The 17,072-nt window shown below is 68.9% G+C and carries 17 protein-coding genes and 2 tRNA genes; 7 read left to right on the top strand and 12 right to left on the bottom strand.

Translation table 11 applies throughout. The features are described from left to right. Position 1: 1 nt before the first annotated feature. Genes rdgB through I8E28_RS04480 form a run of 4 tightly spaced genes read right to left on the bottom strand, consistent with a single transcriptional unit; the run spans position 2 to position 3,289 of the window. Positions 2-607, bottom strand: coding sequence for an RdgB/HAM1 family non-canonical purine NTP pyrophosphatase (rdgB, locus tag I8E28_RS04495; RefSeq protein ID WP_200786659.1), 606 nt, complete (start codon positions 605-607; stop codon positions 2-4). Between the two features lie 33 nt (positions 608-640). After that, positions 641-1,366, bottom strand: a complete 726-nt coding sequence (gene rph, locus I8E28_RS04490; protein ID WP_200786657.1) for a ribonuclease PH — start codon at positions 1,364-1,366, stop codon at positions 641-643. An 11-nt stretch (positions 1,367-1,377) separates the two neighbouring features. Then, positions 1,378-2,280: a PP2C family protein-serine/threonine phosphatase gene (locus I8E28_RS04485; protein ID WP_200786655.1), complete on the bottom strand. Its 903-nt coding sequence runs from the start codon at positions 2,278-2,280 to the stop codon at positions 1,378-1,380. A 10-nt stretch (positions 2,281-2,290) separates the two neighbouring features. Beyond that, entirely contained in the window at positions 2,291-3,289 is a 999-nt protein-coding gene (locus I8E28_RS04480) for a serine/threonine protein kinase (RefSeq protein WP_200786653.1), read from the bottom strand. 65 nt (positions 3,290-3,354) lie between these two features. Here I8E28_RS04480 and I8E28_RS04475 point away from each other — a divergent pair, with 65 nt between their 5' ends. From I8E28_RS04475 to I8E28_RS04460, 4 genes are all read left to right on the top strand, one after another. Then, positions 3,355-4,269 (top strand): YicC/YloC family endoribonuclease, encoded by a 915-nt coding sequence (locus tag I8E28_RS04475; protein WP_200786651.1) that lies wholly within the window; start codon positions 3,355-3,357, stop codon positions 4,267-4,269. Between the two features lie 2 nt (positions 4,270-4,271). Continuing rightward, positions 4,272-4,892 (top strand): guanylate kinase, encoded by a 621-nt coding sequence (gmk, locus tag I8E28_RS04470; RefSeq protein ID WP_200786649.1) that lies wholly within the window; start codon positions 4,272-4,274, stop codon positions 4,890-4,892. Positions 4,893-4,914: 22 nt separating this feature from the next. Further along, complete coding sequence (gene rpoZ, locus I8E28_RS04465; protein ID WP_027101973.1) at positions 4,915-5,118, top strand: DNA-directed RNA polymerase subunit omega; 204 nt, start codon at positions 4,915-4,917, stop codon at positions 5,116-5,118. 159 nt (positions 5,119-5,277) lie between these two features. Then, the gene (locus I8E28_RS04460; RefSeq protein ID WP_338050817.1) at positions 5,278-7,542 is read left to right on the top strand and encodes a RelA/SpoT family protein; all 2,265 of its coding nucleotides are present in this window, start codon (positions 5,278-5,280) and stop codon (positions 7,540-7,542) included. Here the strand turns inward: I8E28_RS04460 and greB are convergent. Next, the gene (gene greB / locus I8E28_RS04455) at positions 7,531-8,088 is read right to left on the bottom strand and encodes a transcription elongation factor GreB (RefSeq protein WP_200786647.1); all 558 of its coding nucleotides are present in this window, start codon (positions 8,086-8,088) and stop codon (positions 7,531-7,533) included. The two genes, I8E28_RS04460 and greB, sit on opposite strands and share 12 nt — an antisense overlap. Before the next feature lie 159 nt (positions 8,089-8,247). Here greB and I8E28_RS04450 point away from each other — a divergent pair, with 159 nt between their 5' ends. Further along, the gene (locus tag I8E28_RS04450) at positions 8,248-8,985 is read left to right on the top strand and encodes a hypothetical protein (RefSeq protein ID WP_200786645.1); all 738 of its coding nucleotides are present in this window, start codon (positions 8,248-8,250) and stop codon (positions 8,983-8,985) included. 6 nt (positions 8,986-8,991) lie between these two features. Here the strand turns inward: I8E28_RS04450 and I8E28_RS04445 are convergent, their stop codons facing one another. Continuing rightward, positions 8,992-11,418 carry a bifunctional diguanylate cyclase/phosphodiesterase gene (locus I8E28_RS04445; protein ID WP_200786629.1) on the bottom strand — a complete coding sequence of 809 codons (2,427 nt, stop codon included), beginning with the start codon at positions 11,416-11,418 and terminating at the stop codon, positions 8,992-8,994. Between the two features lie 157 nt (positions 11,419-11,575). Between I8E28_RS04445 and I8E28_RS04440 the strand changes: the two genes are divergently transcribed. Further along, positions 11,576-11,983, top strand: coding sequence for a response regulator (locus tag I8E28_RS04440; protein WP_338050720.1), 408 nt, complete (start codon positions 11,576-11,578; stop codon positions 11,981-11,983). A 7-nt stretch (positions 11,984-11,990) separates the two neighbouring features. On the opposite strand, the gene I8E28_RS04435 is transcribed toward I8E28_RS04440, so the two are convergent. From I8E28_RS04435 to I8E28_RS04425, 3 genes are all read right to left on the bottom strand, one after another. Next, the gene (locus I8E28_RS04435; RefSeq protein ID WP_200786627.1) at positions 11,991-13,850 is read right to left on the bottom strand and encodes a putative bifunctional diguanylate cyclase/phosphodiesterase; all 1,860 of its coding nucleotides are present in this window, start codon (positions 13,848-13,850) and stop codon (positions 11,991-11,993) included. A 181-nt stretch (positions 13,851-14,031) separates the two neighbouring features. Continuing rightward, positions 14,032-14,108: transfer RNA gene (locus I8E28_RS04430), tRNA-Arg, on the bottom strand. A 42-nt stretch (positions 14,109-14,150) separates the two neighbouring features. Continuing rightward, positions 14,151-14,687 carry a hypothetical protein gene (locus I8E28_RS04425; RefSeq protein WP_200786625.1) on the bottom strand — a complete coding sequence of 179 codons (537 nt, stop codon included), beginning with the start codon at positions 14,685-14,687 and terminating at the stop codon, positions 14,151-14,153. A 167-nt stretch (positions 14,688-14,854) separates the two neighbouring features. Between I8E28_RS04425 and I8E28_RS04420 the strand changes: the two genes are divergently transcribed. Continuing rightward, positions 14,855-15,229, top strand: a complete 375-nt coding sequence (locus I8E28_RS04420) for a hypothetical protein (RefSeq protein ID WP_200786623.1) — start codon at positions 14,855-14,857, stop codon at positions 15,227-15,229. 33 nt (positions 15,230-15,262) lie between these two features. Here I8E28_RS04420 and I8E28_RS04415 read toward each other — a convergent pair whose 3' ends face one another. The 3 genes from I8E28_RS04415 to hrcA form a co-directional block, all read right to left on the bottom strand. Further along, entirely contained in the window at positions 15,263-15,667 is a 405-nt protein-coding gene (locus tag I8E28_RS04415; protein ID WP_200786621.1) for a hypothetical protein, read from the bottom strand. 220 nt (positions 15,668-15,887) lie between these two features. Next, a tRNA-Ile gene (locus I8E28_RS04410) sits at positions 15,888-15,964 on the bottom strand. Between the two features lie 95 nt (positions 15,965-16,059). Then, entirely contained in the window at positions 16,060-17,064 is a 1,005-nt protein-coding gene (gene hrcA, locus I8E28_RS04405; RefSeq protein ID WP_200790282.1) for a heat-inducible transcriptional repressor HrcA, read from the bottom strand. Positions 17,065-17,072: the final 8 nt, after the last annotated feature.

Here is a 17,072-nt window from a genome sequence, read left to right as displayed (position 1 = left end):
CTCACAGCCAGCGCTCCCGGATCAGGTCGACCATCTGGCGCGCGGCCTGGCCGCGGTGGCTGTTCGCGTTCTTCATCTCCGGCGGCAGTTCCGCGAACGTCTTGCCGAAGCGCGGGATGAACATCACGGGATCGAATCCGAACCCGTGCTCGCCGCGCGGCGCTTCGGTGACCTCGCCCACGGCGCGGCCGACGGCCACCAGCGGCTCGGGATCCTGCGGCGAACGCACGCCCACCAGCGTGCTCACGAGCGCGGCGCGGCGGTTGCCGATGCCGCGCATCTGCTCGAGCAGCGCCTTCACGTTGTTGTCATCGCCCTTCGGGTAGCCGAACTGCGTCGCGTAATACGCGGTGTCGACCCCGGGCAGGCCGCCGAACGCGTCGACGCAAAGGCCCGCGTCATCCGCCAGCGCCGGCAAGCCGCTGTGCTGCGCAGCGTGCCGCGCCTTGGCGAGCGCGTTCTCGAGAAAGGTGCGGAACGGCTCCTCGGCTTCCGGGATGCCGAGGTCGGCCTGCCGCACCAGTTCGACGCCGAGCGGCGCGAACATCGCCTGCAGCTCGGCGAGCTTGCCGCGGTTGTTGGAGGCGAGGACGATGCGGGACACCATGGACCCGCGATTGTCGCCGCCAAGGCGACGACCTCAGGCGGCCAAGGCTTTGGACTGCATCGAGACCAGCTCGGCGATGCCCTGCTCGGCCAGGCGCAGCAGCTGGTCCATCTCGGCGCGCGTGAACGCGACGCCCTCGGCCGTGCCCTGAACTTCCACGTAGTGGCCCGCGCCGGTCATCACGACGTTCATGTCGGTGTCGCAGTCCACGTCCTCGACGTACTCGAGGTCCAGAAGCGGCGTGCCTTCGACGATGCCGACGGAAATGGCGGCGACGGGGCCGGTGATCGGCGAGTGCGCGAGCTTGCCAGTGGTCATCAGCTTGGTCACGGCGTCCTGCGCGGCGACGAAGGCGCCGGTGATCGCGGCCGTGCGCGTGCCGCCGTCGGCCTGCAGCACGTCGCAGTCGAGGTGGATGGTGCGCTCGCCCAGCTTCTTCAGGTCGAACACGGCGCGCAGCGAGCGGCCGATGAGGCGCTGGATCTCCTGCGTGCGGCCGCTCTGCTTGCCGCGCGCCGCTTCGCGGTCACCGCGCGTGTGGGTGGCGCGCGGCAGCATGCCGTATTCGGCCGTGACCCAGCCTTCGCCGGAACCGCGCTTGTGCGGCGGCACCTTCTCCTCGACGGAGGCGGTGCACAGCACGCGGGTCTGGCCGAACTCGATCAGGACCGAGCCCTCGGCATGGATGGTGAAGCCGCGCGTGATGCGCACGGGACGAAGCTGGTCGGCGGCGCGACCGCCGGTTCTCTGGAAAGCCATGGGGCGGGACTTTATCCCTTGCGCGCGGCCGAGCGCTTGATCGCCTCGTTGATTTCGGCGATGGAGCGCTCGATGGCTGCGTCGTCCAGGTCGTCGATCAGCGTGTCCATCACGCCCGCCTGGATCGTGGAGGCGAACACGCCGTCGGAGATGCTGTCGGTGGACACGCCATGCGTGGACTCGAAGACGTCAGGCGTCTCCCACTCGAGGGCCAGCACCGTGACGTTGTCGCTGCCGGGGCCGCCGTTGCGCAGCGCCAGTTCCACCAGGTCGGGCACCGCGTCATGGACGGTCTTGGTGCTCAGCTCGCGCACGATGTCCTGGTCGGTGACCGAGCTCCAGAGCCCGTCGGAGCACAGGAGCATCTTGTCGCCCTGCTGCAGCGTGATGGGGCCGGTGACGTCGAACACCGGCTTGGTGGGAGAGCCCAGGCAGGTGAACAGGATGTTGCGGTTGACCTGCTGCATGCGAATGACGCCGGCGCTGGCCTGCTCGATGTACGAGTGGTCGCGCGTGCGCGTCAGCAGCTCGCCTTCGCGCACGACGTACAGCCGCGAGTCGCCGCAGTGCACCCAGGTGGCCGACGTGCCCTGCAGGATGCAGGCCACCAGCGTGGTGCGCGGCGTGTCCAGCATGCCCTTCTCGCCCGCGTAGCGGATGATCTGGTGGTGCGCGGCCATCAGGGCCACGGTGAGGAATTCGGTGGGGTCGCGCACGACGGGACGCGCTTCCTTCTGGTACAGCGCCGAGACGGTCTGCAGCGCCAGCTGCGCGGCGACCTCGCCCTCGGGGTGGCCGCCCATGCCATCGGCGAGCGCGAACAGCCCGGACTCCCGCGTGTAGCAGTAGCCCATGCGGTCTTCGTTCTTTTCGCGGCCGCCCTTGCGGCTGGTCTGGAAGACGGAGAACTTCATGGTGCCCCCGTTACTTGGTCTTCACGCCGGCGCCGGTGGTCTTGCGGCGTCCGTCGGCGACCATGTTGTCGAACTGCAGCCGCATCTTCTCGCCCACCGACAGCTTGGTGTAGCGGCGCTCGCCTTCGCGGCTGAGTTCCTTCTGCAGCGCGAAGACCGATTGCGGGCGCGACAGCGGATCGAGCGACATGCACCACTCCACCACCTCGATCAGGTTGTCCGAGTAGATACCGCGCAGGCGCGAGAGCGCGAGCGCGAGCCGGTCCTTCTCGAGGCGCTGCGGCGCGTCGTTGGGCGGGTAGCCCTGCATGCAGGCGTAGATGCATGCGCCGATGGCGTAGATGTCGGTCCACGGCCCCATCGACGAATCGCGGCGGTACATCTCCGGCGCGGCGAAGCCGGGCGTGTACATCGGGCGGATGAAGTTGCCTTCCTTGGACAGCACTTCGCGCGCGGCGCCGAAATCGATCATCACCGCCTTGTTGTCGTCGGTGATGAAGATGTTGGCCGGCTTGATGTCCAGGTGCAGCATCTTGTGCTGGTGCACGATGCGCAGGCCGCGCAGGATCTCGTCGAACAGCGAGCGAATGGTCGACTCGCGGAAGACCTTCTGCTTCTTCAGTTCGCGCGCGGTGATGATGAAGTCCTGCAGGGTCGCCCCCTCCAGGTAGTTCATCACCATGTAGACGGTCTCGTTCTCGCGGAAGAAGTTCAGCACGCTGACGACCGAGGCGTGCGAGATCTGCGCGAGCGAGCGGCCTTCCTCGAAGAAGGACTTCAGGCCGAGGCGGTACAGGGAGAGTTTTTCGGGCTGCACCTGCGGCAGCAATTCGCCGGGCGCGCGGCCGGCGAGCGAAGCGGGGAGGTATTCCTTGATCGCGACCTGCTGGCCTTCGTTGTCCACGGCCAGGTACACGACGCCGAAGCCGCCGGCCGAAAGCTTGCGCACGACGCGGTAGCCACCGATGACGGTGTCGGGCGGCAGGGGCGCTGGCTTGACCTTTGACATAATTTCCAGGCGAGGCCCGACTGTGCCCCGGTTATCCTCGTTCCCGCAACACCCCCTGAGAGTCGATGCCAGTTTACAGCATGACCGGCTACGCCAGCGGCCAACACAGCCTGGCGCAAGCCGCGCCTGGCAATGATTTGCGGGCCGGCCAGGCCCGCGTCGGCCTCGAGATCCGGTCCGTCAACAGCCGCTTCCTGGACCTCACGTTCAAGCTGTCGGAGGACCTGCGCCAGCACGAACCCGCCCTGCGCGAGCTGCTGCAGTCGCGCCTGAAGCGCGGCAAGGTCGAACTGCGCGCCGGCGTGGAGACCACGGCCGGCGACACCGTCCGCGAGCCTTCCGCCCGCGTGCTGCAGCGCCTGTCGGCGGTGCAGGACATGGTGCGCAGCTGGCTGCCCGATGCGCGCGCGCTGAGCGTCGCGGACGCCCTGCGGCTGGGCGCCGCGGAAGACACGCAGGTGTTGGATTTCGGCGAACCCCTGCTCGCCTTGGCGCGCAAGACGGTCGACGACCTGGTCGCCGCCCGCGAGCGCGAGGGCGCGCGGCTGGCCGAGATGCTGCTCGGCCACCTGCGCCAATTGCGCGAACTCGCCAAGCAGGCGGCGCCCCTCGTGCCGCAGCTGGTCGAGCAGCAACGCGCCCGTTTCCTGGAGCGCTGGAACGAGGCGATGGGCCTGGCCGAAGGCACCGCCACCCCCGAGGCCGCGCAGGACCGCGCGCTGACCGAGGCCACCGCTTTCGCGATCCGCATCGACGTGGCCGAGGAACTCACGCGCCTGGCGGCGCACCTCGACGAGATCGAGCGGCTGGTGAAGAAGGGCGGCGAAGCCGGCAAGCGCCTGGACTTCCTGATCCAGGAACTGCATCGCGAGGCCAACACCCTGGGCTCGAAGTCCGCGGCGCTGGAACTGACCCGCATCTCGGTCGACATGAAGGTGCTGGTCGAGCAGATGCGCGAGCAAGTGCAGAACATCGAGTGACCATGGACTACCCCGGCAACCTGTTCGTCGTCGCCGCCCCCAGCGGCGCCGGCAAGTCCAGCCTGGTCAAGGCGCTGATGGAGCTGGACAAGCAGGTCCAGCCCTCCGTCTCGCACACCACCCGCCCGCCGCGCGGGCAGGAGGTGCACGGGCGCGAGTACTTCTTCGTGTCGGCCGAGGAATTCGACCGGATGGTGCTGGATTCGGCCTTCGTCGAGTGGGCGAACGTGCACGGGCATCGCTACGGCACGTCCAAGGCGGGGATCGAGGAGCGCATCGCGCAAGGCGCCGACGTGATCCTGGAGATCGACTTCCAGGGCGCGCTCCAGATCAAGCGCATCTTCGCCAACGCGGTGCTGGTGTTCATCCTGCCTCCCAGCTGGGAGGAACTGCGCTCGCGCCTGCAGCGGCGAGGCGAGGACTCCGCCGACACCATCGAGCTGCGGCTGGCCAACGCCGCCGAGGAGGTGGCCCAGGCCCCCAACTTCGACTTCGTTATAATCAACGAACTCTTTGAGCGAGCGCTGTTCGACCTGAAGGCGATCGTTCATGCCCAGCGGCTGAAGTTTTCCGCCCAGCGCCGGGCCCGGGCCGCGACTTTCCAGGCCCTGCACATCCCCTGATTTCCCCAGCGAGGTACCCGCCATGGCACGCATCACCGTCGAAGATTGCCTCGAGAAGATCCCGAACCGCTTCCAGCTGGTGCTGGCCGCGACGTATCGCGCGCGCATGCTCAGCCAGGGCCACGCGCCCAAGATCGAGAGCAAGAACAAGCCGGGGGTCACCGCCCTGCGCGAGATCGCCGAAGGCAAGGTCGGTCTCGAGATGCTGAAGAAAGTGCCCGGCTAAGCGAAGCGTGCCGGGCATCCTGACGAAAGTCAGGATCTCGACGCACAAGCGGAGCCTTCCCGGAAGGTTTCCGCACGGATACAAGCACCGCGCCGCGGTGCTTTTTCGTTGGCGCTCGCACCACTGCGGCCCTGCGGCTACAGTGAGGGCGTGAGTGCCGTGATTCCCACCTCGACGGGGCAGCCCGCCGGCCGCAAGGCCCCGGTCGTTCCCACCCCCGCCGCGGCCAATGCGGCGGCGGCGAGCTTCGCCGCGCTCACGGCCAAGCTGGACTACCTGGACCCCGCCGACATCGAGCAGGTGCGCCAGGCCTACCGCTTCGCGGACGAGGCGCACCTGGGGCAGATCCGCGCCTCGGGCGAGCCGTACATCACGCACCCGATCGCCGTCGCGGCGCGATGCGCGGAGTGGAAGCTCGACGCCCAGGCCCTGATGGCGGCCCTGCTGCACGACGCCATCGAGGACTGCGGCGTCACCAAGCCGCAATTGATCGAGCGCTTCGGCGCCGCCGTCGCCGAACTGGTCGACGGGCTGACCAAGCTGGACAAGCTGCAGTTCAACACGCGCGAGGAAAGCCAGGCCGAGTCCTTCCGCAAGATGCTGCTGGCGATGGCGCGCGACGTGCGCGTCATCCTGATCAAGCTGGCCGACCGCACCCACAACATGCGCACGCTGGACGACGTCCCGCGCGAGAAGTGGGGCCGCACGTCGCGCGAGACGCTGGACATCTACGCGCCGATCGCGCACCGCCTGGGCCTGAATGCCACCTACCGCGAACTGCAGGAGCTGGCGTTCCGCCACCTGCAGCCGTGGCGCCATGGGGTCCTGGACAAGGCCGTGCAGAAGGCGCGCAGCCGCCGCCGCGACCTGATCCAGAAGGTGCAGCGCGAGGTGGAGCAGGCGTTCGAGCAGGCGGGGATGAAGGTGCGCATCGCCGGGCGCGAGAAGACGCTCTATTCCATCTACCGGAAGATGGACGAGAAGCACCTGTCGTTCGCCCAGGTCACGGACATCTACGGCTTCCGCGTCATCGTGCCGTCGATCACCGACTGCTACACGGCGCTGGGCGTGCTGCACCAGATGTACAAGCCGGTGCCCGGCCGCTTCAAGGACCACATCGCGATCCCCAAGGTCAACGGCTACCAGTCGCTCCACACCACGCTCGTCGGTCCGTCGGGTGTCAACGTGGAATTCCAGATGCGCACCGAGGCCATGCACGTGGTGGCCGAGTCTGGCGTCGCCGCGCACTGGCTGTACAAGGCCAGCCACCCCGAGAGCGACAACTCCGAGCGCCTGGGCACCAAGTGGCTGCAGTCGCTGCTGGACATCCAGCACGAGACCCGCGACGCCGCGGAGTTCTGGGACCACGTCAAGATCGACCTGTTCCCCGATGCGGTCTACGTGTTCACGCCCAAGAGCCAGATCATGGCGATGCCGCGCGGCGCCACGGTCGTCGACTTCGCTTATTCGATCCACAGCGACGTGGGCGACCGCACGGTCGCCGCCAAGATCAACGGCGTGCAGGTGCCGCTGCGCACGGAGCTGAAGAACGGCGACGTCATCGAGGTGGTCACGGCGGCGGTGTCGACGCCCAACCCGGCGTGGCTCGGGTTCGTGCGCACCGGCCGGGCGCGCTCGAAGATCCGTCACCACCTCAAGACGCTGGCGCAGGCCGAGTCGCAGGAGCTGGGCGAGAAGCTGCTGTCGCAGGCGCTGCGGGCCGAGGGCATCAAGCAGTTGCCTCCCGAGGACGGCGACAACGCCGCGCTGTGGGACAAGCTGCTGCGCTTCACCGGCAACCGCACGCGGCAGGAACTGCTCACGGACCTGGGCCTGGGCAAGCGCATTGCCGGCATCGTTGCGAAGCGGCTGATGACGCTGATGGCCGAACGGGGCCAGAAGCCCGACGCCCTCCTGATCACGCGCGAGCGCTTCACGGCGCACGAGAACGTGTCGCAAGGGTCGGTGGTGCTCGATGGCAGCGAGAACGCGTCGGTGCAGTTCGCCGCCTGCTGCCGCCCCATCCCCGGCGATCCCATCGTGGGCTACCTGGGGCGCGGCGAGGGGCTGGTCGTGCACCTGGACGACTGCGCGGTGGCGCGCCGCCTGCAGCACAAGGACGCGGAGCGCTTCATCGGCGTCGACTGGTCGGACGAGCCGGTGCGGCCGTTCGAGGCCGGCGTGCTGGTCACCGTGCAGAACTCCAAGGGCGTGCTGGCCCGCGTGGCGTCCGCGTTGGCGAGCGTCGAGGCGGACATCACGCACGTGGACATGGACGACGAGCGCGCGCAGGACGCCACCGACCTGCGCTTCCTGATCGCCGTGCGCGATCGCGTGCACCTGGACGCGGTGATGCGCACGCTCAAGCGCACGCCGTCCGTGATGCGCGCGCAGCGGCTGCGCGCGGGACGCTCAGCCGCCTGACGGCGCCGGGTAGCGCACCTCCAGCACGTCGATCTCCTGCGTGCCGGCGGGGGTGACCAGTTTCACGGCGTCGCCTTCGTTCGCCTTCAGCAACGCCCGCGCGATGGGCGAGATCCAGCTCACCTGCCCCTGCAGGCTGTCGGCCTCGTCGATGCCGACGATGGTGATCGTGCGCTCGTCGCCCGATTCCTCCGCGTACGTCACGGTCGCGCCGAAGAACACCTGCGACTTGCCGTGGTGGGCCGAGGGATCGGTGACCTCCGCGATCTCGAGCCGCTTGGTGAGGAAGCGGATCCGGCGGTCGATTTCGCGCAGGCGCTTCTTGCCGTAAAGGTAGTCGCCGTTCTCGGAGCGGTCGCCGTTGCTGGCCGCCCAATGCACGACCTCCACGACCTGGGGCCGCTCTTCGTCGATCAAGTGCAGCAACTCGCCGCGCAGGCGCGCGTAGCCCTCCGGCGTGATGTAGTTGCGCCCGCCCGCAGGCAGCGGTGCGGCGACGTCCTCCTCGTCCTCGGTGTCGGTCTCGCGCGTGAACGCCTTGCTCATGGTGCAAGGATAGCGGCGCGGGCCGCGTGCGGTCGCGCCAGAGCCCTCCTACAGCCCGCACGGTCATCTGCTGACGACGGCCGAGCCGTCCGACCCGAACAATCGGCCGCACATGAAGCGAGCAGCGACCACGCGCCGTGGCGCGGTGTGGGCACGGCCATGAGGCTCACGACCCAATCCGCGGACACGGGCATGCAACAGGCGTCGACCAAGCGGCCGCGCAACAACGCGGAAGCGGCGCGCTACGGCGTGCTGCGCCGGCTCGCCCCTGCCCTCAAGCACGACATGGTCGTCAACCTGCAGGCCGTCGCGATGATGGCCGAGGTGATGGGCGCCAAGCTCGAAAAGGGCACGCCCTCCCCCGCCGAGTTCGAGGCCAGCATCGCTCGCATGAACCGTCTCGCGCGGGAAGGCGTGGCCGCCTGCCTGAAAGTCGCCGCGTGGATCTCGCCGTCCGAGGACGAGACGGTGCGGCTGCGCGACGGCATCGAGGAATGCGTGTCGCTGCTGCGCAGCAGCTTCAACTTCCGCGGCTGCACGCTGGCCAACGACGTGCCCGATTCCGACCTGGAGGTGTCGCGCGTGGCGGTGCGCCACCTGGTCGCCGCCTCGCTGCTGTCGCTGGCCGACGCGGCCGGCAAGCCCGCCGATCTCGTGATCTCCGCCGAGGTGTCTCCCGGTTTTGCCGTCGTGACGGTGCGCTGCACGTTGCGCCCCGAAGAGGACGGCGCCGTGGACGCGCTGGCGGTGCAGCCGGGCTACCGCGTGGTGGACTGGGCGGACGTGCAGGCGCTGGCCGTGGCCGAAGGCGTCGAGCTGTTCCGCACCGAGAACCAGATCGTCATGCGCGTGCCGCGCATGGTGCCCAACGGTCCGCTCCAGATCGCGCCGCTCTGACCGCGCTCAGGCCGGAACCATCTCGGCCGAGCGGTCGATGAACGCCTCCAGCTCGTCGATGGGCAGCGGCTTGCAGAACAGGTAGCCCTGGAACGAATAGCAGCCCTGCTTCTCCAGGAAGTCACGCTGCTCCTCCGTCTCCACCCCCTCGGCGATCACGTCGAGATGCAGGCTCTGCGCGAGCCCGATCACGGTCTTCGCAATGGCAGCGTCGTTGGCATCCGTCAGGATGTCCTTGACGAACTCGCGGTCGATCTTCAGCTGGTCCAGCGGCAGGCGCTTCAGGTACGACAGCGAGGAGTAGCCGATGCCGAAATCGTCGAGTGACAGCGCGACCCCCATGTCCTTGAGGCTGCCCATCTTGGCGATCGTGACGTCGATGCCGTCGGCCAGCAGGCTCTCCGTGAGTTCGAGCTTCAGCTTGTTGGGCTGGATGTCCCATTGGCGGATCACCTGCAGGACCTCGTCGACGAACTCGGGGTGGCGGAACTGCCGCACGCTGACGTTGACGGCGATGCTCAGGTGGCGCCGGTCGGGCCGGCGCGCCCAGGCTGCGAGCTGCGCGCAGGCAGCGTCGAGCACCCAGCGGCCGATCGGGATGATCAGCGACGTCTCCTCGGCGGCGGGGATGAACTGGTCCGGGGGCACCATGCCGCGCTGCGGATGCAGCCAGCGCAGCAGCGCTTCGACGCCGATCATTTGGCCGTCGACGCCCACCTGCGGCTGGTAGTCGATGCGGAACTGGTTCTCGCGCCAGGCCTGCCGCAGGTCCGAGGACAGCGCCGCATTCGCGCTGACCACCGCCTGCATCTCGGGATCGAAGAAGCACACCGTGTTGCGGCCCGCGCGCTTGGCCTGGTACATCGCCAGGTCGGCTTGCTTGAGCAGCTCGCTCACCGTGCGGTCGCTCTTGCCGAACAGCGTCACGCCGATGCTGCAGGTGCTGTGGTGCAGGTAGCCCGGCAGCACATAGGGCTCGCCCAGGGCGGCCAGGATGCGGTCGGCCACCGCCCGCGCACCGGTGGCGGGATCGAAGGGCTTGTCGCCGCGGTTCTCCAGCAGGATCACGAACTCGTCGCCGCCCAGCCGGGCGACGGTGTCGCCCTTGGCCACGCACGAGCGCAGGCGCTCGGCCACCAGCTGCAGCAGCATGTCGCCCTTCTGGTGGCCCAGCGTGTCGTTCAGGACCTTGAAGTTGTCGAGGTCGATGAACATCAGCGCGCCTTCGCGCGGCCGCGCCGGATCGGCGAGTGCGGCGTGCAGGCGGTCCATCAGCAGCTGCCGGTTCGGCAGCTTGGTGAGCGCGTCGTAGAAGGCCAGGTGCTGGATCTTCTCCTCGGCCAGCTTGCGCTCGGTGACGTCGCGGCCGACGGCCACCCAGTGCGTGAGCTTGCGCTCGCGGTCCCACACGGGCGACACATCGAGGTCGACCCAGTAGGGTTCGCCGTTCTTGCGGTAGTTGATCAGGTCGACGCGGGCCGGCCGCCACTCTTCCATCGCGGCGCGGATCTGGTCCAGCGCGCGGCGCTGCGTGTTGGGGCCCTGCAGGAGGCGCGGGCTGCGGCCGATCACTTCCTCGCGGTCGTAGCCGGTGCGACGCTCGAACGCTTCGTTGACGAACACGATGCGGGGACCGGGCTCGCCGAAGGGGCCGGCCTCCGTGATGATCACGATGTCGTTCAGGCGCGAGATGCTGCCTTCGAGCAAGCGCAGTTGCTCCTGTGACTTGCGGCGCGCGGACACATCCGACAGGTGGATCGCCATGCCCCCGGCGAACGCGACGCCGCGCACTTCGAGCCAGCGCGACAGGCGCGCATCGAGCTCCTCGAATTCGAACGGCTTCGAGGCCGCGATCGCCGAACGGAACTGCTCCTCGACGCGCAGGCGAACGGTCTTCTGGAACGAATTCCACAGGCGCCGCCCCATCAGCTGCCGGCTATCCGTGCCCAGGAGTTCCTCGGCCCGCTCGTTGAGCGACGTGAACGCACCATTGCGGTCGACCGTGGCGAATGCATCACCGCCCAGAGACGCGCCCATGCGCATCAACGTCCCGGGCCGGCCGGGAGGCGCGATTTCCTGCATGGCGCCCTGCACGCCAACGATGGCGCCGTCCGCGTCGCGCATGGCTTGCCCGAGTGCACGCACCCACACGCGCTTGCCGTCGAGGCGCACGACCTGCACCTCCTGGTCGAACGGCGCGCCGCTGGCCGCGCACTCGCGCAGCAGCGGCTCGAGCTTCGCGCGGTCCTCGGGCGCGACGTGTTCGAGCGCATGGCCGGGTGCGTAGCCCGGGGGAGCGGCGTGTATCGCGGCGAGACGGTCGGTCCAGGTCACGCGGCCCGTGGCCGTGCCGAGCCGCCAGACGCCAAGCGCCGCGGCCTGCTCGAGCATGGAGACGAGGTCGGCGTCCTGCGCCAGGTCGTTGCTGTGCATGTGGTCAGGCAATGGGGCACAGGCCCACTGGAATGGTACGGCCGCCGGCATCCCCCAGCGGTAGGCGTGGTCCTACTCGGGGTCGGGTGCGCCGGCCGACGGGAACACGAAAGGCCGCGCTTAGAGTCCCTACGGCTGAATCACCTGTGGACGGTCCGTGCCTGCCTGCCTGCGAGCCTACGTTGTCGAGGACAACGCGACGATCCGCGAGAACCTCGCCGGCACGCTGGAGGAGCTCACCTGCGTGAGAGTGGCCGGCGGTTCCGCCGGCGAGGACGAGGCCGGCCGCTGGCTCGCCGATCCCGATCATGCGTGGGACATCGTGATCGTCGACCTGTTCCTCAAGAACGGCAGCGGCATCGGCCTCCTGCAGCGCATCCACCGCCGGGTGCCGCAGCAGCGCGTGGTGGTGTTCAGCAACTACGTGAATGCGAGCGTGCGCAAGCGGTGCGCGCAGCTGGGCGTGGATGCGGTGTTCGACAAGTCCACCGAGATCGATGCGCTGGTCGATTACTGCGCGCGCCTGTGCGCGCTGGTCGCGGCGGCGCAGCCGACGCAGGCCTGACCCGGCGTCAGCCGAGGATGCCGTCACGGCGCAGCAGGGCCGCGAGACGGTCCGCGGGCACCGGTTCGCTGTAGAGGAATCCCTGCGCGACGTCGCAGCGCAGCTTCTTCAACTCGCGCGCCTGCTCCCGCGTCTCGACGCCCTCGGCCACGACCTTCAGGTGCAGGTTGTGCGCGAGGTTGATGCAGGTGCCCACGAGGCCACGGTAGGCCGGGTCGGCGGCGATCTTGTCGACGAAGGACCGGTCGATCTTCACCTCGTCGATCGGCAGCGTGACGATGTAGGCGAGCGACGAGTAGCCGGTACCGAAGTCGTCGATCGCGACCGGCACGCCGAGCGCGCGCACCTGGCGCAGGACGTCGATCGCCTGTTCCATGTTGCCGATCAGGACCGTCTCCGTGACCTCGATGCCCAGCGCGGCCGAGTCCCCGCCGAGAGCCGCGAGCGCTTCGCCGAGGTCGCGCACCAGGTCGCCATGGCGCAGCTGCGCGGCCGCGACGTTGACTGCGATGCGGGGCGCGCGCAACCCGGCGCCGGTCCAGCGTTTCCAGTCGGCGACCGCGCGCGTGAGGATCTGCCGGCCGACTTCGCGCACGAGCCCGGTGGCCTCGAGCGCCGGAACGAACGCGGACGGCGGCACCAGGCCGCGCTCCGGATGCATCCAGCGCACCAGCGCCTCGACGCCGACGATGCGGCCGGTGGCGAGGTCCACCTTCGGCTGGTAGTGGTTGACGAACTCGTTGTGCTCCAGGGCGGCGCGCAGCTGCGGCTCGAGGCGGTAGTGCGCGCTGGCGCGCGCGTCGACCGACTTGTCGAAGAAGGCCGCCGGCTCGTCGCGCTCGATGGCCAGTTGCAGCGCCGCGTCGGCGGACTGCACGATTTCGTCCAGCGTCTTGCCGTCGGCCGGAAACGCGGCCGACCCGATGTGGACCGGGCACACGAGGTTCAACCCGTTCACCTCGTAGGGAGCCTGCAGGTGCCGCGCCAGCCGGGGCGCGTGCTGCAAGGCGAATTCCGCGCGGTCCATGCCCGGGAAGAACAGCACGAACAGCCCGCGCTTCACGTGCGCGATGAGCGCGTGGCCGTCGACGAGGCCCCGAAGGCGCGTCGCGGCCTGCGCGATCAGTGCATCCGCCACGCGGAAGCCGTGCGCCGAATTCAGGTGGCTGAGCGAACGCAGCCGCACGAAGCACACCAGGCCGTCGCGCGGGTGCTGGCCCTCGAACTGGCCCTCGAAGTGCGTCCAGTTGGGCAGGCCCGTGAGGCGGTCGGTCTGGGTGGCGACACGCAGGTCGCGGCGCAGCGAGAGTTGCGAGGCGATCGTCGCCGCGATCGTCTCCAGCATGCCTTTCTGCGCACCCGACAGCACGCGCGGGCGCCCATCCATCACGCACAGCGTGCCGACGGGCGTTCCCTGGCCGATGTGGAGCGGGGCGCCGGCGTAATAGGCAACACGCGGTCGGGAAATCAGCCGACCGGCGTCGAACCAGCCGAGCGCGGCCGTGTCCTGCACCTCGAACACGCCTTCGTCGGCGAGGATCGCGCGCGCGCACAGCGAGGCGTCGCGCGGGATGGGCAGGGATGCGATGCCGTGCGGCGACGTGTACGACACGCTGGACGCGTCGACCAGGCCCAAGGCGGCCATGGGCGCGTCGCACACCTGGGCGGCGAGTTGCACCAGCGATTGCAGTTCGCGGGTGCCGGGCGAGTCGAGGAGGTCGAGCGTGCGCAGCTTGGCCAGTCGTGCCGCTTCGTCCGCGGGGAGGGGTGCGACCGGCGCACCTGCCAGCGCTTGCCAGCCGGCCGGCTGGACGGGCGCCCGGACCGGACGCTCCAGCGCGCGTCGCAGCAGCGGCGCGAGGTCCATCACGGCTGCACCTCGCAGCGCGTGGGGGGACGGGGGCTCGAACGGGTCAGCACGGCTGGGCCACTGTAAGAAGGTGGCTCAGCCATTGCGTGTCATCCACCCAGCGGTCCGGATGTCGGACGCCGCTGACGCAAGGGCAAGAAAAAAGGCCAGTGCGGATGGCACTGGCCTTTTTCGTTTGTGGTGCGGCTGGCAGGATTCGAACCCACGACCCCTTGGTTCGTAGCCAAGTACTCTATCCAACTGAGCTACAGCCGCGAAGCCCGCAAGTATACCAGACCGGCAGCCCGGCTCTGCGGCTCACCCGTGGAGGGGGTGCGTGGGCTGGAAATCGGGTTCGGGCGCGGCGGCCTCGTCGCGCGAGGCGAGCAGCCGATCCAGCTCTTCCCGGGCGCGCACGGGCGCCGCAGGGCGTTGAGCCGAACCAGCCGCATCGGCCCAGGTGGACGGGTCGGGCAGCGAGGGCCGCGGCACGCCATCGGGCCACTCATACTGCCAGGAGAAGCCGCGCAGCCAGGTGCGCGCGAGCGGGTCGACCGCCAGCAGGCGCTGCTCGAGGTCGTCCTGGAAGGCGATGGCGTGGCGCAGCAGGCGCTCGTCCCAGTGCTGCACGACCAGCCGCACGTGCAGGGGCGCGCCTGGGACCGGCATCTCGATGGCTTCGACGCCGATCCAGTGCACGGGGATGCCGTTGCGAATGAGGCTCTGCCGCAGCGCGAGCCGCAACAGTTCGCGGCGCATGTCGGTGGGCGGTTGCGACTGCGACGGGCGCGGTGTCGCCCCCTGCGTCTTGCGTGAACCGCCGCCTGCTTCCTTGTCCTTGCCGAACAGCCCCATCGTGCCCTCCGCCGGTGACCGGTCTGCAACCACTATAGGCCTGCCGTCGCGCCGCGCCTATCCCCCGATGGGCTCGCGTTGCGGGAGTGCACCGTCGTGGCGCGTTGCGGCGTTCCTACATGGCCGGTTGGGCGGCCTGCCTAGAGTCGGACGCACAGGAGAACTGCATGGCGAACGCAAAAGGACACCTGAAGCTCACCGGCGACACCCACCTGCCCGATGCGGAAAGCGATCTCGCGATCGAGGAAGGCGCCTCCAGTCTGGCGCGGCTCGCGCGTGAGCGCACGCAACCCGGCCGCGCCAACACGGTGCGTCGCGCCGGGCTGCTGCGCGATCAGGACGACGCGACCTCAGACGACGGGACGGCCGCGCAAGCAGTGGAGGACGCAGGCGACGCGGCGATGCCGTCAGCGGACGCCGCAGGGCCGATGGCGACGGCGTGCAGGCAACCGGCGAAGACCGCCACGGCGTCTTCGGCTTGGGGACCCATCGCGCTGGGCGTCGCCGGCGCGTGGCTGCTGTTGAAGCTGTTGCGGAGCTAGGCTGGGCTCGCGCTCCAGCGTGGGCATGCGTCGTCAGTGCGCCGGCCGGTGCATCTGGACGCCGTCCATGTGCGCGACGAGCGCGTACGCGAATCCGGCCGCCACCAGAACGAAGATGGCGACGTTCAGCCAGCCCATCGGGAATGAGTCCGGCTGGAACTGGCGCACCACCGCCACGACCAGCGCCAGCCCGGATCCGACCAGGTTGCCGAAGGCGACCGGGCGCAACGCGTCCTCGGCCATGACGCGGCTGACGCCCCAGTCGATGGCGGCCAGCCCGAGCAGGAATGCGCCATACAACTGGCTGTTGTAGACACCCGTCGAGTTCATCGGCTGGGCGCCGTACATGGCCACGAGATCGTTCGGCACGAGCAGCAGCAGCGCGCCGAAGATCGCGGCAACGATGGCCGTGGCCTTGAAGATCGCAGAGTTGGACATGGACATCTCCTTCCCCACCGTGCGAACGATGCCGTCGCCCGTGGGTCGACGGCGGCATCTGCATTGGACGCCTGCCCCGGCCCGCTTGTCGCCGCCACGAATGGAAAACGCGGCAACGAGGTGTGGGTGACTGCGGTCACGCACGACGACTCGGGGTGGCGTGCTTTGGGGGGAGAAGACACGACTCTGGGGCCGCGTCTGGCCTGCATGGAGGCAGGTTTGGTAGGGCGTGCTGGACTTGAACCAGCGACCAAGGGATTATGAGTCCCCTGCTCTGACCAACTGAGCTAACGCCCCACGCGAGGCATTGTAGGGAGCGAGGGGTCGAGGACGATGGATCCCGGCCTTCGCCGGGATGACGGCACTGCGCGCCAGCGTGCCGCTCGCCTCCGTCACTTCTGGTGGCTGAGCGCGTTGGTCACCAGCTTGGCGGTGATGTCCACGATCTGGATCATCCGGTCGTAGGGCATGCGCGTGGGGCCGATGACGCCCAGCGTGCCGACCACTTGGCCATCGACCTCGTACGGCGCGCTGACCACCGACAGTTCCTCGAACGGCACGACCTGGCTTTCGCCGCCGATGAAGATGCGCACGCCTTCCGCCTGGCTGGAGATGTCCAGGAGGCGCATCAACTGGGTCTTCTGCTCGAACAGCTCGAACGCCTTGCGCAGGTGCGACATGTCGCTGGAGAAGTCGGTGACCGAGAGCAGGTTGCGCTCCCCCGAGATGACGACTTCGTCCTGCGCCTGCGTGAGCGCCTCGCTGCTGGCGTCGACGGCGGTCTGCATCAGCTGCACGATCTCGCCGCGCAATTGGTCGACCTCGGCCTTCAGCCGCTCGCGCACCTGCTCGATGGCCAGCCCCGCGTAGTGCGTGTTGATGTAGTTGGACGCCTCGACCAGCTGCTGCTGCGTGTAGTCGACCTGCGTGAACACCACCCGGTTCTGCACGTCGCCCTCCGGCGACACGATGATGACCAGGAAGCGCCGTTCGGACAGGCGCAGGAATTCGATGTGCCGGAACACCGAGCTGCGCCGCGGGGCCAACACCACGCCGACGAACTGCGACAGGTTGGACAGCAGCTGGGCCGCGTTGGCGATCACGCGCTGCGGCTGGTCGGGCGGCAGGCTGGGCGCGTTGAACTGCTCGCGCTGCACGGTGAGCATCGTGTCGACGAACAACCGGTAACCGCGAGCGGTGGGAATACGCCCCGCGGACGTGTGGGGACTGGCGATGAGACCCAGTTCCTCCAGGTCCGACATCACATTGCGGATCGTCGCGGGAGACAGCTCCAGGCCCGACGCCCGGGACAGCGTGCGCGACCCGACGGGCTGGCCCTCGGCGATGTACCGCTCGACCAACGTCTTCAACAACAGCTTGGCACGTTCATCGAGCATATGGCGCA

The organism is Ramlibacter algicola, assembly GCF_016641735.1.
GTDB lineage: Bacteria > Pseudomonadota > Gammaproteobacteria > Burkholderiales > Burkholderiaceae_C > Ramlibacter > Ramlibacter algicola.
This window is presented reverse-complemented; position numbering and strand designations above follow the sequence as displayed.